Consider the following 17224-nt stretch of genomic DNA (forward strand, 5'->3'; position numbering starts at 1 on the left):
GACAATGGGTGGACCTGCTCAGCGTGAGGGTGACGAGGTTGCTCAACGATTCCTGCGGAGCTCTCGAATACCGCGCCGGCCAAGGTACGACGTTGCCAAGCCGCTGATCGCGGTGAGTGCGACAAGGAAGGCCACGGCCAGCCAGGCGGAGCCGCTCAGTTCGTGATCGGTGGCGAAGAAGACCGTGGTGTAGACCGTGGCAGCGGCAACCAGCAGCGTGACGCACGCACAGACGACTGTCACCACAACGGCCACGAAGGCACCGATCCGCACCCGCTGTTCCGCAGCCCGGGGTTCTACTGGCACGCCATCGAGCATAACGATGCCCACGGATCGCTGTCGCCCTCGACAGCGCCACGACCACTCGGAGCCGCTTCGGCAGCCAACGCGCGGCCTGCCGTCTCGATCACGATGAGAGCCCCGCAACCACGGGAATGTCCCCTGCGTCCGTGGCACGACGAACGGGACCATCGGTGGTCAGGCCGACCACCGATGGTCCCGCAAATGGTCCGATCAGCGCGGTACGACGACCTCGGCCGCCCACTCCCGCCAGCTGACCAGCTTGTCGGCGGCGGCGGCGAGCTGGTCGGCCACCGGACCGGGCCCGGTCGAGCCGGGCGTGGTCCGCGCGGCCAGGGCCGAACGCACCGACAGCACCGAACGCACCCCCGGGTCGAGGTGCTCGCTGACCGTGGCCAGGTCCTCGTCGGAGACCTCTTCCAGGGCACACTCCCGGGCCGCACAGAGCGCCACCAGCCGGCCGGTGATCTCGTGCGCGTCGCGGAACGGAACACCCTTGCGGACCAGCCAGTCGGCGACCTCGGTCGCCAGCGAGAAGCCCACCGGCGCGGCGGCGACCAGCCGGTCGACCCGTACGGTCATCGTGGAGATCATCCCGGCGAGGGCCGGCAGCAGCAGCTCCAGCGTGTCTACCGCGTCGAAGACCGGTTCCTTGTCCTCCTGCATGTCCCGGTCGTACGTCATCGGCAGGCCCTTGAGCATGGTCAGCACGCTCATCAGCCCACCGACCAGCCGGCCGGACTTGCCCCGGGCCAGCTCGGCGATGTCCGCGTTCTTCTTCTGCGGCATGATCGACGAGCCGGTGGCGAAGGCGTCGTCCAGCTCCACCCAGCCGAACTCCTGCGACGTCCAGAGCACCACCTCTTCACCGAGGCGGGACAGGTGCACCCCGACCAGTGCGGTGATGAAGAGGAACTCGGCGACGAAGTCACGGTCGGCGACCGCGTCCATCGAGTTGGCCGCCGGGGCGGTGAACCCCAGCTCACGGGCCACCCGGACCGGGTCCAGCGGCAGCGACGAGCCGGCCAGCGCACCCGCGCCCAGCGGGCTGATCGCCGTACGGGCGTCCCAGTCCCGCAACCGGTCCAGGTCCCGCAGCAGCGGCTGGACGTGCGCCAGCAGCCAGTGCCCGAAGGTGACCGGCTGGGCGTGTTGCAGGTGGGTCATGCCCGGTGCCGGGGTGTCGACGTGCCGGCCCGCCTGTTCGACCAGCGCGTCGGCCAGCTCGACCAGCCGGGCGGCCACGCCCCGGGCGTGGTCACGCAGGTAGAGCCGCAGGTCGGTGGCGACCTGGTCGTTGCGGGACCGGCCGGCCCGCAGTTTGCCACCGAGGCTGCCGAGGCGTTCCAGCAGGCCACGTTCGAGGGCGGTGTGCACGTCCTCGTCGTCGACCGTTGGCCGGAACGACCCGGAGGCGCAGGCCGCCTCCAGGTCGTCCAGGGCGGCGAGAATCCTGCCCAGTTCCTCGGCGTCGAGCAGCCCGGCCCGGGCCAGGACCCGGGCGTGTGCCCGGGAGCCGGCCAGGTCGTACGGGGCCAGTCGCCAGTCGAACTGGACGCTCACCGAGAGCCGCGCGAGGGCCTCCGAGGGGCCGCCGGCGAACCGGCCACCCCACAGGCTCGTACGGTTGGCACCGGCAGTGTTCTCGGTCAGGCTCTTGTCGTCCACGCCGACCATTCTGTCCGTCACTGCGCGGAGCCACCCAACCGGGCGTCCCGGGCCGAGGCCATCCGGCTGGGCAGGCCCCACAGCTGCACGAAGCCCTTGGCCAGCGACTGGTCGAAGGTGTCCCCGGTGTCGTAGGTGGCCAGGCCGAAGTCGTAGAGGCTCGCCTCGGAGCGCCGACCGGTGACCACCGCGCGGCCACCGTGCAGCAGGAGGCGCACCTCGCCGGTGACGTACTTCTGGGTGTCGTCGACGAACGCGTCGAGGGCGTTCTTCAGTGGCGAGAACCACAGGCCGTCGTAGACCAGTTCGCCCCAGCGCTGGTCGACGCTCTTCTTGAACCGGGCCACGTCCCGCTCGACGGTGACGTTCTCCAGCTCCTGGTGGGCGGTGATCAGCGCGATCGCACCCGGTGCCTCGTACACCTCACGGCTCTTGATGCCGACCAGCCGGTCCTCGACCATGTCGAGGCGGCCGATGCCCTGGGCGCCCGCCCGCCGGTTCATCTCGACGATCGCCTGGTACGGGGTGACCGTCTCGCCGTCGATCGCCACCGGAACACCGGCGTCGAACGTGATCACGACCTCATCCGCGTCGCGCGCCTCGGCCGGGTTGGCGGTGTAGGAGTAGAGGTCCTCGATCGGCGCGTTCCAGATGTCCTCCAGGAAGCCGGTCTCCACCGCGCGGCCCCACAGGTTCTGGTCGATCGAGTACGGCGACTTGTGCGAGACGTCGATCGGCAGGCCCTTCTCCTCGGCGTACGCGATCGCCTTGTCCCGGGTCCAGGCGAAGTCCCGGGCCGGGGCCAGCACCTTCAGGTCGGGAGCGAGCGCCCCGATGCCGACCTCGAAACGGACCTGGTCGTTGCCCTTGCCGGTGCAGCCGTGCGACACGATCGTGCCGCCGTACTTCTTGGCCGCCTCGACCAGGTACTTGACGATCAGCGGCCGGGACAGCGCCGAGACCAGCGGGTACCGGTCCATGTAGAGGGCGTTGCTGCGGATGGCGGGCAGGCAGAAGTCGGCGGCGAACTCCTCGCGGGCGTCCACCACCTCCGACTCGGCCGCGCCGCAGTCCAGCGCACGCTGCCGGATGGCCTCCAGGTCCTCGCCGCCCTGCCCCACGTCGATCGCGACCGCGATCACCTCGGCGCCGGTCTGCTCAGCCAGGTAGGGAATAGCGACCGAGGTGTCCAACCCCCCGGAGTACGCCAGTACGACCCGCTCGGTCATGGTGTGGTGCTCCCTTCGATGTTTTCCTGAGTCGCGGCCCACGCCGAGAGCTTGGCTCCCAGTGCGGTACCGCCGACGGCCTCACGGGCCACGACGAGAATGGTGTCGTCGCCGGCGATGGTGCCGACGACCTCGGGCAGGCCCGCTCGGTCCAACGCGCTGGCCAGGTAGTGCGCTGCGCCGGGCGGGGTACGCAGCACGGTGATGTTGCCGCTGGAGTCGACCCCGGTGAGCAGTTCCCGCAGGAGCCGGACCAGCCGGGCCGGGGCCTGCTCCGCGTCGCGCAACGGACGCTTGCCGTCCTCCGGGATCAGGTAGACGGCCGGACCGTCGCCACCGCGTACCTTGACCGCGCCCAACTCCTCCAGGTCCCGGGACAGGGTCGCCTGGGTGACCTGTACCCCGTCTCCGGCCAGCAGCTCAGCCAGCTCGGTCTGCGAGCGGATCGCCTTCTCCCGGATCAGCTCCACGATCCGGGCGTGCCGTGCGGTACGGGTCATCGCGCTGGTCATGCCGCTGACTCCCCCGATCCGGTCCCGGCTGAACCTGCCAACTCGGGCGACAGCAGCCAGGCCAGCAGCGCCTTCTGCGCGTGCAGCCGGTTCTCCGCCTGGTCGAACACCGCACTCTGCCCACCGTCGAGCACCTCGTCGGTGATCTCCTCGCCACGGTGGGCGGGTAGGCAGTGCAGCACGATCGCGTCCGGTGCCGCACCGGCCAGCAGGTCCTTGTTGACCTGGTACGGCCAGAACGGGGTGAGCCGGTCCCGACCGTCGCCCTCCTGCCCCATCGAGGTCCAGGTGTCGGTGGCGACCACGTCCACCCCGGCCACCGCCTCGGCCGGGTCGCGCAGCACCCGCACCGATCCCCCCGTACCGGCGGCGATCTCCTCGGCCCGCGCCACCACCTCGGGCGACGGGTCGTAACCGACGGGGCCGGCCACCCGTACGTGCATTCCGGCGGTCGCGCCCGCGATCAGGTACGAGTGGGCCATGTTGTTGGCCGCGTCGCCGACGTACGCCAGGGACCGGCCGGCGGTCCCGCCGCACCGCTCGCGGATGGTGAGCAGGTCGGCCAGGAGCTGGCAGGGGTGGAAGCCGTCGGTGAGCGCGTTGACCACCGGGACGGTGGAACCGGCGGCCAGTTGGGTCAGCCGGTCGTCACCGTGGGTCCGGATCACGATGGCGGACGCGTAGCGGGACAGCACCCGGGCGGCGTCGATGAGCGACTCACCGCGCCCGAAGTGGGTCACCTGGGTGTCCACCACGACCGGGTGGCCGCCCAGTTCGGCGATGCCCACGTCGAACGAGAACCGGGTACGCAGGCTCGGCTTGTCGAACAGCACCGCGACGGCCTGGGGACCGGCCAACGGGCGGAAGCCGAACCGGTTGGCCTTCATCCGCTCGGCCAGGTCGAGTACCGCTGCCTGGTCGGCCGGGGTCAGGTCGTCGTCGCGCAGGAAATGAGTGGTCACGAGGGGTTTTCCAGGTCGTCGGGGGCAGGAAGGTCGGCGGGGGTCACGGCGTCGAGGGCCGAGGGCAGCGCGGCCAGGAAGGCGTCGGCCTGTTCGATGGTGAGGATCAGCGGCGGGGCCAACCGGACCAGGCCCGGCTGGACCGGGTTGACCAGGAAGCCGGCATCGCGCAGGACACCGGCGGCGGCGTTGGCGGCCGGCGCATGCAACGCCACCCCGAGCAGCAGCCCGGCCCCCCGTACCTCGGCCACCAGCGGATGCCCCAACGCCTCGATGCCGTGCCGCAGGCGCTCACCGACCCGCTTGACGTGGTCGAGCAGCCCCTCGTTGGCGATCGTGGAGATCACCGCGAGGCCGGCGGCACAGCTGATCGGGTTGCCGCCGAAGGTGGTGCCGTGCATTCCGGGGCCGAACAGCTCGGCGGCCCGTCCGAAGGCCAGGCAGGCACCGATCGGCAGTCCACCGCCGAGGCCCTTGGCCAGGGTGATCACGTCCGGCTCCACGCCCTCGGCCTGGTGGGCGAACCAGTGCCCGGTACGTCCGATGCCGGTCTGCACCTCGTCGAGCACCAGCAGCGCGCCGTGTTCGGCGGTGATCCGCCGCGCGGCGGCCAGGTAGCCGGGCGGCGGGACGACCACGCCGTTCTCGCCCTGGATCGGCTCCAGGATCACCATGGCGGTGCCGTCGGTGACCGCCTGCTCCAGGGCGGTCACATCCCCGTACGGGACGTGGGTGACCTCGCCGGGCAACGGCCGGAACGGGTCAGCCTTGGCCGGCTGCCCGGTCAGGGCCAACGCGCCCATCGTCCGGCCGTGGAATCCGCCGTGGGTGGCGACGATGTGGGTCCGGCCGGTACGCCGGGACAGCTTGAAGGCGGCCTCGTTTGCCTCGGCTCCCGAGTTGGAGAAGAAGACCTTCCCGGTACGGCCGGTCAGGGCCAGCAGCAGCTCGGCGAGGGCCACCGGTGGTTCGGCCACGAACAGGTTGGACACGTGGCCGAGGGTGGCGACCTGCTTGGACACCGCAGCCACCACGGCGGGGTGGGCGTGGCCGAGGGCGTTGACCGCGATCCCGCCGACCAGGTCGACGTACTCCCGGCCGGCTTCGTCCACGACGACCGCCCCCGAGCCTCGGACCAGGGCCAGCTGCGGGGTGCCGTAGTTGTCCATCATGGACTGCGACCAGCGGTCGAGCAGCGTACTCATGATCCGCTCACCGTCGTTCCTGGCACCACCATGGTTCCGAATCCTTCCGAAGTGAAAACTTCCAACAACGTCGAGTGGGCGACCCGGCCGTCGACGACGTGCGCGGCCGGGACTCCGCCACGCACCGCCCGCAGGCAGGCCTCCATCTTTGGCACCATCCCGGACTCCAGGCCCGGCAGCAGTTGCGCCAACTCGTCCGTGGTGAGCTGGGAGATCAGGCTGCTGGTGTCCGGCCAGTCCGCGTAGAGCCCGGGCACGTCGGTCAGCACCACCAGCTTGCGGGCCTCCAGCGCGACGGCCAGGGCGGCAGCGGCGGTGTCGGCGTTGAGGTTGTGCAGCACCCCGTCCGCGTCCGGCGCCACCGTCGAGATGACCGGAATCCGGCCGGCGTCGATCAGGTCCGTCACCGCCGACGCGTTGACCTGGTCCACGTCCCCCACCTGCCCGACGTCAACCGGCTGGCCATCGACGTACGCGGGTCGCCGTACCGCCGTGAACAGCCCGGCGTCCTCGCCGGAGAGGCCCACCGCGTACGGGCCGTACTCGTTGATCAGGCCGACCAGTTCCCGGCCCACCTGCCCGACCAGCACCATCCGGACCACGTCCATCGCCTCGGGCGTGGTGACCCGCAGGCCGCCCTTGAACTCGCTGACGATGCCGAGCCGGCGCAGCATCGCCGAAATCTGCGGGCCACCGCCGTGTACGACCACCGGCTTGAGCCCGACGTACCGCAGGAACACCATGTCGGCGGCGAACGCGCGTTGCAGTTCCGGGTCGGTCATGGCGTTGCCGCCGTACTTGACGACGACCGTGGCACCGGAGAACCGGGCCAGCCAGGGCAGGGCCTCGATGAGCGTGGCCGCCTTCTGCTGGGCCTGGCTCAGGTCCCGGGATAGTGCCGCTGTCACCGTGCCAACCTTCCGTTGTTCGCGCTCACAGAACTGCTCTTGTTCGCGACTGCGGGACTCCGCTCCGCTACATTCCTCGCGCTCACAGAACCAACCAGGTTCGCGACTGCGGGACTCCGCTCCGCTACATTCCTCGCGCTCACGTTGAGTAGGCCGAGTTCTCGTGCACGTAGGCGTGGGACAGATCGTTCGTCCAGATCGTCGCCGCCGACGACCCGGCGTTCAGGTCGATCCGGATGGTCACCGCCCGGCCGGACAGGTCGACCTTGGAGCGGTCCTCCGCGGCGGCGCCCGAGCGGCACACCCACACCCCGTTGACCGCGACGTCGATCGTGTCCGGTTCGAAGGCGGCCGACGTGGTGCCGACCGCGGCGAGGATCCGACCCCAGTTCGGGTCCTTGCCGAACAGCGCGGTCTTGACCAGGTTGTTCCGGGCCACCGAGCGCCCCACCTCGACCGCGTCGTCCTCGCTGGCCGCGCCGACCACGTCGATGGCGATCTCCTTGGTGGCGCCCTCGGCGTCGGCGACGAGCTGCTGGGCCAGGTCGTGGCAGGCGGCGGTGACCGCAGCGGTCAGCTCGGCCAGGGTCGGCTCGATGCCGGACGCGCCGCTGGCCAGCAGCAACACGGTGTCGTTCGTTGACATGCAGCCGTCGGAGTCGACCCGGTCGAAGGTGACCCGGCAGGCCTCGCGCAGCGCCTCGTCGAGCAGTTCCGACCCGGCGACCGCGTCGGTGGTGAGGACGCAGAGCATGGTGGCCATCGCGGGAGCCAGCATCCCGGCCCCCTTGGCCATCCCGCCGACCGTCCAGCCGGACCCGGCGACCACGGTCATCTTCGAGGTGGTGTCGGTGGTCATGATCGCCTCAGCGGCGGCCGGGCCACCGCCCCGGGACAGCTCACGGACCGCCGCCCGTACGCCGGGCAGCAGCTTGTCCATGGGCAGCCGCTCCCCGATCAGTCCGGTGGAGCAGACGGCCACCTCACCGGCACCGACGATCAGCCGGGGCACCGAGCTGGTGAGGCTGGCCGCGGTGTGTTCGGCGGTGGCGTGGGTGTCCTGGAAGCCCGGCGCGCCGGTGCAGGCGTTGGCCCCACCGGAGTTGAGCACCACCGCCCGTACCACCCCGCCCCGGACGACCTGCTGGCTCCACAGCACCGGTGCCGCCTTGACCCGGTTGGCGGTGAAGACCGCTGCGACGGTCGCGTCCGGCCCGTCGTTGAGCACCAGCGCGACATCCGCCGCACCACTGCTCTTCAGGCCGGCGGCGACGCCAGCCGCGCGGAATCCCCTGGGCACCGTGACGCTCACCCTGTCACCTCGATCTGCTCGTTGGGAGAACCAGGACCATTCACGGCATGACGCCGTACGCCGACAGGCCAGCCGTCTCCGGCAGCCCCAGCATCAGGTTGGCGCACTGCACGGCCTGGCCGGCGGCGCCCTTGCCCAGGTTGTCGATGGCGCTGACCACGATCACCCGGCCGGAGTCGACGTCGGTGCCGACCTGAAGGTGGCACGAGTTCGAGCCGAGGGTGGCGCTGGTGCGGGGCCAGGCTCCCTCGGGCAGGACGTGCACGAAGGGGGCATCGGCGTACGCCTGGGTGAGCACCTCACGCGGATCCGGCCCGCCGTCGACCGGCCGGGCGGTGACGGTGGCCAGGATGCCGCGCGGCATCGGGGCCAGGACCGGCGTGAACGACAGGCTCGCCGCGCCGGTGGCCTGCTTGATCTCCGGTACGTGCTGGTGCGCGCCGACCTTGTAGACCGAAAGGTCCCCCATCACCTCGCTGCCGAGCAGGTGGATCTTTGCCGCCCGGCCGGCACCCGAGGTGCCCGAGGAGGCGACCACCACCACGTCGTCGGGCGATACGGCACCGGCTGCCACCAGCGGTGCCAGGGCGAGGGTCGTCGCAACGGCGTAGCAGCCGGTGGCGGCGACCCGGTTGGCCGCAGCGATGGCGGTCCGCTGGCCGGGCAGTTCGGGCAGCCCGTAGGTCCAGGTGCCGGCGTGCGGGCCGCCGTAGTAGCGGGCCCAGGCGTCTGCGTCGATCAACCGGTGGTCGGCACCGAGGTCGACCACCTTGACCGTCTCCGGCAGGGCGGCGGCGATCGCTGCCGACTGGCCGTGTGGCAGGGCCAGGAAGACCAGGTCCGCGTCGGCCAGGGTCGCCGGGTCGGTCGAGCCGAACACCAGGTCGATGCCGGTGAGCTGCGGGTGTACGGCGGAGACCGGCGCACCGGCCTGGCTGTGGGCGGTGGCGGCCACCAGATCGAACTCGGGGTGCCCGGCGATCAGCCGCAGCAGTTCACCGCCTGCGTAGCCACTCGCCCCGGCCACCGCGACCCGGATACCCATAACCACCTCCGCATTTGTATGCGAAAGACGGTAGCAAGGGCTCCAGCCCCGTGCAACTACATACAGCCAATTGCATGATCATTCATTTTTTATGCGAAGACCCGGACTACCCGGAGTCACCTGGTGTGACGAGTCCCGTCTCGTACGCGATGACGACCGCCTGGGCCCGGTCCCGCAGGGTCAGCTTGGCGAAGATCCGGGCGACGTGGGTCTTCACCGTCGCCTCGCTGAGCGTCAACTTCTGCGCCAGTTCGGTGTTGGAGAGACCCCGGCCCATGAGCGTCAGCACCTCGCGCTCGCGGGGCGTCAGCGCGGCGAGGTCGCGGTGGACGGCCGGGGTTCCGGGGGCCGCCGTGGCGGCGACGCGCTCGACCAGGCGGCGGGTGATCGAGGGTGCCAGCAGCGCATCACCGGTGTCGACCAGGCGTACGGCGGCGGCCAGATGGTCCGAGGTGACGTCCTTGAGCAGGAAGCCGCTGGCGCCTGCGGCGAGGGCGGCGTAGACGTAGTGGTCCAGGTCGAAGGTGGTCAGCATGATCACCCGACAGTCCGGGGCCTGCGCGAATATCCGGCGGGCGGCCTCCAGACCATCCATCACGGGCATCCGGATGTCCATCAGTACGACGTCCGGCCGCAACCTACGCACCACTGCCACTGCCTCGGCCCCGTCGGCGGCCTCACCCACCACGTCGATCCCACGGGCGGTCAGGATCAGCCGGAAGCCGGTGCGGACCAACTCCTGGTCGTCGGCGATCACCACCCGGGGACCGGGCGCATCGGCCGTCAAGGCCGGTCCAGCGGTATCCGGGCACGGACGCGGTAGCCACCGCCGAGCCGGCGACGGGCGTCCAGGTCACCGCCGTAGACGCCGACCCGCTCCCGTAGACCGAGCAGCCCACGCCCCGCACCGTCGGCCCGGTCCGTGGCCCGGGGGCGCTCCCGGGGCGCCGAGCCGTCCCCCGTCAGTACGGTCGGCCCGCTGTTCAGCACCTCGACCCGCAGGTAGTGGTCCGCGTATCGCACCGTCACCTTCGCTTTCACTCCGTCCCCATGCTTGAGGGCATTGGTCAGCCCCTCCTGGATGATCCGGTAGGCGGTGACGTCGATCCCGGCCGGCAGCGGACGTGGCTCCCCGGAGATCTGTACCTCCACGGGCAGGCCGGCGAAGGCGATCCGGTCGATCAGTGCGCTGAGCCGGCTCAGGCTCGGCTGCGGTGACAGGCCCGCGTCGTAGGGCTCGTCCTCGCCGTCCGGGGCGGGCGCAAGCAGGCCGAGCAGGTGCCGCAGCTCGGTCATCGTGTTCCGCCCGGCGGTCTCGACGGCACTCATCGCGGCTGCGGCCTCGTCCGGCATCGTGACCAACACCTCGCGGGCGGCACCGGCCTGGACCACCATGAGACTCACGTTGTGACTGACGATGTCGTGCAACTCCGCCGCGATGCGGGCGCGCTCGGCGTCGACCGCGGCACGCGCCGCGCTCTCCCGTTCCCGCTCCAGCAGCCAGCCACGCTCCCCGACGGTCGCCCGGTGCTGTCGCCGGGCCAGGATGAGCGCCCCACCCAGCCAGCCGGCGGCAGCGCACGCCACCACCAGGGCAATGATCAGCCAGCCCACCCCGGAACCCCACACCCTCTCAGCCTCGCAGCCAGCCCCATGATCCGCATCATTCCCCAGGTCCAGCCCCGTACATCCCCGGGATGACGGGCCCGGACAGTTACATCCGGGGGACGACGCCAGGGCCGCGTACCGCTCCTAGGTTTGTGCCATGACCACTGATCATGACAGCTCACCGCAGGTCGTCGTGCGGGTCGACGACCTGCGTAAGGAGTACGGCGACAGCACGGCGTTGGACGGGGTGTCGCTGGAGATCCGCGCCGGGGAGGCCGTCGCGGTGATGGGACCGTCCGGTTGCGGCAAGTCCACGCTGCTGAACATGGTCGCCGGCCTGGATCGGCCGACCTCGGGCACGGTCCAGGTCCACGGCCAGGACCTGGGCGAACTGAACGAGACCGGGCTGGCGCTGTTCCGGCGGCGGCACATCGGCATGATCTTCCAGTTCTTCAACCTGCTCGACGACCTGCCGGCGCTGGACAACGTGGCACTGGCCGCGCAGCTGACCGGCATCTCGGCCCGTCAGGCACGCAAGCGCGCGCTGGAACTCCTCGACGAACTCGGCATCGCCAGCCGTAGGGACATCTACCCGGCGGCCCTGAGCGGTGGAGAACGCCAGCGGGTCGCCGTGGCCAGGGCGCTGATGAACCGTCCGGCCCTGCTGCTGGCCGACGAGCCGACCGGCGCGCTGGACAGCCGCTCGGGCGAGCAGGTGATGGACCTGCTGATCGACCTCAACCAGATCGGCCAGACCCTGTTGATCGTCACGCACGACCCACAACTGGCCACCCGTTGCGCCAGCCGGCTGATCGAGATCGCCGACGGCCGGGTGGCCCGCGAGAGCGCACTGGAGCCCAGCGTATGAGCGCCGTGTGGGCCGCCTCCCGGGCAGCGGTGAGACGCCGCCGGCTCCAGACGTTCGTGATCGGACTCGTCGTCCTGTGTTCCGCCACGACGGTCGTACTCGCCCTGGGGCTGCTCCTCGCCGCCTCCTCTCCCTTCGACAGGGCCTTCGACCGTCAGCGCGGCGCACATACGGTGACCGCCTTCGACCCGGCCAGGGTCTCGGAAGCGCAGTTGACCCGGACCGTCCAGCGGCCGGGCGTTCAGGCCGCCGCCGGGCCCTTCGGCCAGGCGATCCTCGAGATGCCCGAGGACTGGCTCTGGATGCCGTCAGGTTCCCTCACCGTGGTGGGCCGGGCTGACCAGGCCGGTCCGGTGGACCGCCTCGAACTCGTAGCGGGGCGGTGGTTGACGGGCCCCGGTGAGATAGTCCTCAACTGGCCCATCAACGGCACCCCCAACCCGGATTGGCTCGGCTCGACGGTCAAGGCCGTCGGTGCCCCGCCACTGACCATCGTCGGCTTCGTCACCAGCATGAGCAGGTCCGCCGGGGCCTGGGTCACCCCCGAGCAGATGACCGCGCTGCACCCGAGCACCTTCCAGATGCTCTACCGCTTCACCACAGCCGCGACGGACGAGCAGACCCGCGCCAGCCTGGGCGTGGTCACCGACGGGCTGCCCGCAGGCTCGCTGACCGCCGCGCAATCCCACCTTGCCCTCAAGCGGGCCTTCTCCGAACAGGCTGACGCCTTCCTGCCGTTCATGACGATCTTCGGCATCCTCGGTCTCGTGGTCTCCGTGCTGATCGTCGGAAACGTGGTCAGCGGGGCGGTCGTCTCCGGTCATCGGCATATCGGGGTGCTGAAGGCGCTCGGATTCACCCCCAACCAGGTGGTCGCGGTCTACCTCGCGATGATCTCCGTTCCTGCGGTCGTCGGCTCCGCCCTCGGCTCCCTGATCGGCACCCTGCTGGCGCAACCCGTTCTCAAGGTCGCGTTCTCCGGGGTCGAGACCGGCAGCGCCATCGTGAGTTTCAGCCCCTGGGTGTCCGTCGTCTGTCTGCTGGGCATGCCCGCCCTGGTCGTCGTCGCCGCACTGATCCCCGCGCTGCGTGCACACCGGCTGTCCGCAGCCCGGGCGATCACCGCCGGCAGTGCGCCGCAGACCGGGTACGGGCTACGTGTGCAGCGTGTACTCAGCGGCACCCGGCTGCCGCGTCCGATCAGCCTTGGCCTGGGCCAGCCGTTCGCCCGTCCCGGCCGCACCCTCCTGACCACGGCGGCCATCGTCCTCGGGGTCACCACCGTGACGCTGACGACCGGCCTGACCAGCACCATGCTGGCCTTCGGCAACGTGGGCAGCACGGGCGGGGCCGTGGTCAACGTATCCGTGGGCAGCACCGAATCCCGCCAGACCACCCCGACGTTGAGTGACTCCCAGATCGAAACGCTGCTGCGGTCTCTCCCCGGTGCGGACCGGATGACCGCCCGTGCGTTCACGAAGGTGCACCTCACCGGTTATCCACAGTCGAGTTTCATCGACTTCTACCGTGGCGAGTCGCAACTCCTGTCCGCCGCGATCGTCAGGGGGCACTGGCCCACCGGACCAGGCGAGGTCGCTACCGGGCCGACGTTCCTGAGCCAGCGTGGGCTGGCAGTCGGTGACCAGATCACCCTGGACCTCAACGGCCGACAGGCCCGCGTCACCGTCGTCGGTGAACTCATGACGGGGGACTCCCAGTCGATAACCGCCGACTGGCAGGCTCTGGCCGTACTCGCCCCGGACCTACGGGCCACCGACTACCGGGTCCAACTCGCTCCCGGCGCCGACGCCCAGGCGTACGCCGATGCGGTCAAGGCGGCCGAGCCCGGCCTCTACCCGTCGGTACGGGGCTCGGGGCCGAACGCGGCGACCGCGACGGTGGTGAGCTTCTCGACGGTGTTCACCGTGCTGCTGACCATCGTCGCCGCGCTGGGTGTCTTCAACACGGTCCTGTTGAACACCCGGGAACGGCGCCGTGATCTGGGCATGCTCAAGTCGATCGGGATGACCCCCCGCCAGGTCGTGACGATGACGGTGACCTCCGTGGCTCTGCTGGGCGCAGCCAGCGGACTGCTCGGGATCCCCCTCGGCATCGCCGCGCACCGGCTGGTCGTGGACAACATCGGACTGATCACGTTCCCGGAATCCATGAAGGACGTCTGGCACGCCCCGCAACTGGCCGGGCTGGCCCTGGCGGGTGTCGCCATAGCCGTCCTCGGCGCCCTGATCCCGGCCCGCTCGGCAGCGCGGCTCACGATCGCCGAGGTGCTGCACAACGAGTAGACCGCCGCGGTCAGGTGGAAGGCACGGAAGCCGCAACGCTCGTTCCCAGCAGCCATGATCCGCCCGGAGGACGACTCCTCCGGGCGGATCACCGGGTTCGGTCGAGCGACGGCCGGTGCCGTCCGGCCAACCTACCGAGCCCTCAGCCGACCGATGCCCGATCAGCGGGCCGGCAGGTACGCCTCCACCGCGTCCGCCGCGTGATGCAGGCCGCCGTTGGCGCGTACCTCGGCCCGGACCTCGGCCAACCGCTGCCGGACCTGCGGATCGTCGGCGACCTCGTCCACCGCCGCCCGGAGGCTCTCCACAGTTATCCCCTCGGCCGGCAGGTGTCGACCGACGCCCAGTTCGACCAACCGGTCGGCGTTGGCGAACTGGTCCACCGCCTGCGGAATCGCCACCGTGGGTACGCCGAACCAGAGTGCCTCGGTGCAGCCACCCATCCCGGCGTGGGTGACGAACGCGGCTGCGCTGGCCAGCACCGCCAACTGCGGAACGGTGCGGTGCACCTCGACGTTGGCCGGCAGCGGTCCCAGATCGGCCGGATCCACCTTGTCACCGATGGCCAGTACGACGTGCCAGCCCGATCCGGCGAACCCTTCGAGGCATGCGCGGTAGACCGGCAACTGGTCGTTGTAGGCCGTCCCGAAGGAGACCAGCAGGACCCGACGTCCGTTGGACGGGGGTGTCCACGCCTCGTCGGTCAGCCGGAGCGGATCAAGGCAGGGCCCGACGAACCGCACCGAATCCGGCACCCGGTCGGCGTTCGGTTGCATCCCTCTCGGGATCAGTGACAGTACCCGGTCCGGATGGGTCAGGAACCGTTTGGCGTCCTGGTGGATGCCGTTGTCGGCCAGCCACCGGTCGAAGGTCGCGTAGTAGTCGCGGCCCGACTCCGAGGCGTACAGGGCGGTAAGGAACTCCGCCATGTCGTCCTCGTAACCGTTCCAGGCGACCATCGTCGGCGACAACTGCACCGCCGGTACGCCGTACCGGACCCCCAGCAGCGGCCCGGGCAGGCCGCCGATGTCGTACAACACGAGATCCGGGCGATCCTGATCGAAGCGCTCGGTGAGCCGGGGCAACACCTCGATGCCCTCGTCGAGGAACACGCGCATCGCCGTACCCGGATCCTCCGGCCAGGCCGTGTCTCCCAACGGCAGGATCGACGGATGGGCGACCGGCTCGGCACCGGTCGGCTTGACCAGGTGGGTGAGCGGTTCACCGACGACGTAGCTGACCCGGTGTCCCCGGTCGACCAGTTCCCGGATCAGGGCCAGCGAGGGATAGATGTGACTCGGTGCGGTGCAGCCGACCATGACGATATGAGCTGAAGTACGCAAGGAAGTGTCCTGTCGTTCGGAGGAAGATGAGATCCGTCCGGCGGCGACACGACGAGCAGACGACCGCACTCCACGGTGACGACGCGGGGGGTCGGCTCAGGACCGGTCGACGATGGGCGACCGGTGTGACGTGCCGCCTCAGGCGGTACGCAGGCGCACGAATGCGATGATCATGTCGATCACCGTACCAGACCGGACACGTCGGCAGTCATCCGGAAAGCCGACCATCGCAGCCGGCGCAACACGGCCGACCAACTCGCACGGATGCCGCCCCCACACACTGGACAGGATACCCCTCCCGGGTATCCTGTGGTTCCCGACGAGGAGGTACCGATGCGACGCTTCACCCCCCTGGATCCCGCCGATGCCCCCGGAAAGTCCCGGGAACTGCTGGGTGACATCGTCGATCGCCACGGCACCGCCGGGGCGATGGTCCGGATGATGGCCCACTCACCCGCCCTGCTCCAGGGCTATCTGGACCTCTCCCGGGCGATGAAGAGAGTCAAGCTCCCCCGCTCGCTGAGCGAGAAACTGTCGCTCGCCCTCCAGGAACGCATCGGCTGCGGCACCTGCCTGATCGCGCACACCGAGGGCGGTCGGGCAGCCGGGCTGACCGAGTCGGACATCGCACTGGCCCGACAGGGCACCGCCACCGACCCACGCGAGGCCGCCCTCGTGGCCTTCGGCGTCCGCGTGCTGACCGAGCCGGCGTCAATGACGGATGACGACGTCGCCGAACTGCGTACCCACGGGTGGAGTGACCGGGTCATCGCCGAGGTCGTCGGCCTGGTGTCGCTCAACCTGCTGACCGGCGCGTTCAACCTGGTCAGCGGTAACCAGCCGGCAGCCACGGCCCCGGCCGGGCAGTAGCGGGCAGCCGCGCGGCCGACCGGCCCGACCAGCTGGCGGCAGGAACGCTCCTGGCTGGGCGGGCACGGTCGGCGCGGTGTGGTGCGGTCAGGTGACGTCGCGGCGCAGCGGGATGACGACGGCGACGACGGCTGCGGCCAACGCGTACCCGGTGAGCAGTAGCGCGCCAGCGGCCGGTGACAGGAGTTGGATGGAGGTACTGCCGAGTTGTTCGGACACGGCGTCGGCGAGGTAGGTGAAGTCGGTGAGGGAGGCGGTGGCACCACCGGGCAGGATCGGGTAGAGCACGTTGACCCCGGGCATCATCATGAGCAGCGTCTCGCCCATGTACAGGTAGCCGACAACCACACACAGGGCTACGACCTGGTTGCGGATGAGCGCTCCCATACCGACACCGATGAGCAGGTACACCACCATCGCGACGGCGATGCGGGCAAGCAGCACCAGCACGGTGTCGATCGGCAGGCCGAGTGGGATGCCACGGGCGGCGGCAGCGGCGACGAGGGCCACAGCGGCGGTGCCGGCCAGGAGGAGCCCGTACGCCAGGCCGACGACTGCGTACGTGACCAGCTTTGCGGCGAGCACCTGCCAGCGGCGCGGCGCGAACAGGAACGTGACGGCGGCGGTGCGGTGCCGGTACTCGGACGTGACGGCGATGGTGCCGACAGCGGCCGGCACGAATGCGGTGTAGCCGAGGATGCCGAGAATCGAGCGGAGACCGGTTTCGGTGTCCAGTCCGGGCATGGGCGGGTCGAAGTTCTCCGGGCCGACCAGCGCCATGGCCCCGATCATGCCGCCGCCGAGCAGAGCGGCGGCCAGCAGGAGCCCGCTCCACATCCGGGTGGCCAGCAGCTTGCGGAACTCCGCCTTGATCAAGAGGTGCATGGGGTGGCCGCCCTATCGGTGGTCAGGTGGAGGAACAGTTGTTCGAGGCTGGTGTTCTCGGTGGCCAACTCGTGCACCCGCAGGCCGTGTGCGGCGGCGAGGTCGGCGACGCCCGGTGCGTCCAACCCGGACACCCGTAGCCGGCCGGGTCCGACCGGTTCGACCCGCGGTGCGGCCGTACGGGTGCCGGCGCCGGGACCGGCCGC

The 17224-nt window shown here is 70.4% G+C and carries 16 protein-coding genes and 1 pseudogene; 3 read left to right on the plus strand and 14 right to left on the minus strand.

Features of this window, described 5'->3' with window-relative positions:
- Positions 1-42 precede the first annotated feature (42 nt).
- From ACFQ4H_RS24435 to ACFQ4H_RS24485, 11 genes are all read right to left on the minus strand, one after another.
- Positions 43-306 (minus strand): hypothetical protein, encoded by a 264-nt coding sequence (locus tag ACFQ4H_RS24435; protein ID WP_377574531.1) that lies wholly within the window; start codon positions 304-306, stop codon positions 43-45.
- Between the two features lie 207 nt (positions 307-513).
- Complete coding sequence (gene argH, locus ACFQ4H_RS24440) at positions 514-1977, minus strand: argininosuccinate lyase (RefSeq protein ID WP_377574573.1); 1464 nt, start codon at positions 1975-1977, stop codon at positions 514-516.
- 8 nt (positions 1978-1985) lie between these two features.
- Positions 1986-3197, minus strand: coding sequence for an argininosuccinate synthase (locus ACFQ4H_RS24445; protein WP_377574533.1), 1212 nt, complete (start codon positions 3195-3197; stop codon positions 1986-1988).
- Complete coding sequence (locus tag ACFQ4H_RS24450) at positions 3194-3709, minus strand: arginine repressor (protein ID WP_377574536.1); 516 nt, start codon at positions 3707-3709, stop codon at positions 3194-3196. The genes ACFQ4H_RS24445 and ACFQ4H_RS24450 overlap by 4 nt, the downstream gene beginning before the upstream one ends.
- Entirely contained in the window at positions 3706-4671 is a 966-nt protein-coding gene (argF, locus tag ACFQ4H_RS24455; protein ID WP_377574539.1) for an ornithine carbamoyltransferase, read from the minus strand. Before argF ends, ACFQ4H_RS24450 begins: the two co-directional genes overlap by 4 nt.
- Positions 4668-5876 carry an acetylornithine transaminase gene (locus ACFQ4H_RS24460; RefSeq protein WP_377574541.1) on the minus strand — a complete coding sequence of 403 codons (1209 nt, stop codon included), beginning with the start codon at positions 5874-5876 and terminating at the stop codon, positions 4668-4670. Before ACFQ4H_RS24460 ends, argF begins: the two co-directional genes overlap by 4 nt.
- Positions 5873-6784, minus strand: a complete 912-nt coding sequence (gene argB, locus ACFQ4H_RS24465; RefSeq protein ID WP_377574544.1) for an acetylglutamate kinase — start codon at positions 6782-6784, stop codon at positions 5873-5875. Before argB ends, ACFQ4H_RS24460 begins: the two co-directional genes overlap by 4 nt.
- A 139-nt stretch (positions 6785-6923) precedes the next feature.
- Positions 6924-8096 (minus strand): bifunctional glutamate N-acetyltransferase/amino-acid acetyltransferase ArgJ, encoded by a 1173-nt coding sequence (gene argJ, locus ACFQ4H_RS24470; protein WP_377574547.1) that lies wholly within the window; start codon positions 8094-8096, stop codon positions 6924-6926.
- A 40-nt stretch (positions 8097-8136) separates the two neighbouring features.
- Complete coding sequence (argC, locus tag ACFQ4H_RS24475) at positions 8137-9141, minus strand: N-acetyl-gamma-glutamyl-phosphate reductase (protein ID WP_377574550.1); 1005 nt, start codon at positions 9139-9141, stop codon at positions 8137-8139.
- A 106-nt stretch (positions 9142-9247) separates the two neighbouring features.
- Positions 9248-9928 (minus strand): response regulator, encoded by a 681-nt coding sequence (locus ACFQ4H_RS24480; RefSeq protein ID WP_377574552.1) that lies wholly within the window; start codon positions 9926-9928, stop codon positions 9248-9250.
- Positions 9925-10743: a sensor histidine kinase gene (locus ACFQ4H_RS24485; RefSeq protein WP_377574576.1), complete on the minus strand. Its 819-nt coding sequence runs from the start codon at positions 10741-10743 to the stop codon at positions 9925-9927. The genes ACFQ4H_RS24480 and ACFQ4H_RS24485 overlap by 4 nt, the downstream gene beginning before the upstream one ends.
- Positions 10744-10906: 163 nt before the next feature.
- On the opposite strand from ACFQ4H_RS24485, the gene ACFQ4H_RS24490 reads away from it, so the two are divergent.
- A complete protein-coding gene (locus ACFQ4H_RS24490) occupies positions 10907-11617 on the plus strand; it encodes an ABC transporter ATP-binding protein (RefSeq protein WP_377574555.1) in 711 nt (236 codons plus the stop codon).
- Positions 11614-13920: an ABC transporter permease gene (locus tag ACFQ4H_RS24495; RefSeq protein ID WP_377574558.1), complete on the plus strand. Its 2307-nt coding sequence runs from the start codon at positions 11614-11616 to the stop codon at positions 13918-13920. Before ACFQ4H_RS24490 ends, ACFQ4H_RS24495 begins: the two co-directional genes overlap by 4 nt.
- Before the next feature lie 161 nt (positions 13921-14081).
- On the opposite strand, the gene ACFQ4H_RS24500 is transcribed toward ACFQ4H_RS24495, so the two are convergent.
- Positions 14082-15263, minus strand: coding sequence for a macrolide family glycosyltransferase (locus tag ACFQ4H_RS24500; RefSeq protein ID WP_377574560.1), 1182 nt, complete (start codon positions 15261-15263; stop codon positions 14082-14084).
- A 333-nt stretch (positions 15264-15596) separates the two neighbouring features.
- Here ACFQ4H_RS24500 and ACFQ4H_RS24505 point away from each other — a divergent pair, with 333 nt between their 5' ends.
- Positions 15597-16133, plus strand: coding sequence for a carboxymuconolactone decarboxylase family protein (locus ACFQ4H_RS24505; protein WP_377574562.1), 537 nt, complete (start codon positions 15597-15599; stop codon positions 16131-16133).
- 87 nt (positions 16134-16220) lie between these two features.
- On the opposite strand, the gene ACFQ4H_RS24510 is transcribed toward ACFQ4H_RS24505, so the two are convergent.
- Positions 16221-17018: an ABC transporter permease gene (locus ACFQ4H_RS24510; protein WP_377574565.1), complete on the minus strand. Its 798-nt coding sequence runs from the start codon at positions 17016-17018 to the stop codon at positions 16221-16223.
- Positions 17006-17224, minus strand: a pseudogene (locus ACFQ4H_RS24515) (hypothetical protein); the annotation flags it as partial. The gene ACFQ4H_RS24510 and the pseudogene ACFQ4H_RS24515, both read right to left, overlap by 13 nt.

The sequence above is a fragment of the Micromonospora sonneratiae genome, from assembly GCF_042679305.1.
Taxonomy (GTDB): domain Bacteria; phylum Actinomycetota; class Actinomycetes; order Mycobacteriales; family Micromonosporaceae; genus Micromonospora_H; species Micromonospora_H sonneratiae.

Coding starts and splice junctions, on each gene's coding strand:
- ACFQ4H_RS24450 (WP_377574536.1), bottom strand. CDS start 3,709: ATGACCAGCGCGATGACCCGTACCGCACGGCACGCCCGGATCGTGGAG.
- argC (WP_377574550.1), bottom strand. CDS start 9,141: ATGGGTATCCGGGTCGCGGTGGCCGGGGCGAGTGGCTACGCAGGCGGT.
- ACFQ4H_RS24490 (WP_377574555.1), top strand. CDS start 10,907: ATGACCACTGATCATGACAGCTCACCGCAGGTCGTCGTGCGGGTCGAC.
- ACFQ4H_RS24445 (WP_377574533.1), bottom strand. CDS start 3,197: ATGACCGAGCGGGTCGTACTGGCGTACTCCGGGGGGTTGGACACCTCG.
- ACFQ4H_RS24510 (WP_377574565.1), bottom strand. CDS start 17,018: ATGCACCTCTTGATCAAGGCGGAGTTCCGCAAGCTGCTGGCCACCCGG.
- argH (WP_377574573.1), bottom strand. CDS start 1,977: ATGGTCGGCGTGGACGACAAGAGCCTGACCGAGAACACTGCCGGTGCC.
- ACFQ4H_RS24460 (WP_377574541.1), bottom strand. CDS start 5,876: ATGAGTACGCTGCTCGACCGCTGGTCGCAGTCCATGATGGACAACTAC.
- ACFQ4H_RS24495 (WP_377574558.1), top strand. CDS start 11,614: ATGAGCGCCGTGTGGGCCGCCTCCCGGGCAGCGGTGAGACGCCGCCGG.
- ACFQ4H_RS24505 (WP_377574562.1), top strand. CDS start 15,597: ATGCGACGCTTCACCCCCCTGGATCCCGCCGATGCCCCCGGAAAGTCC.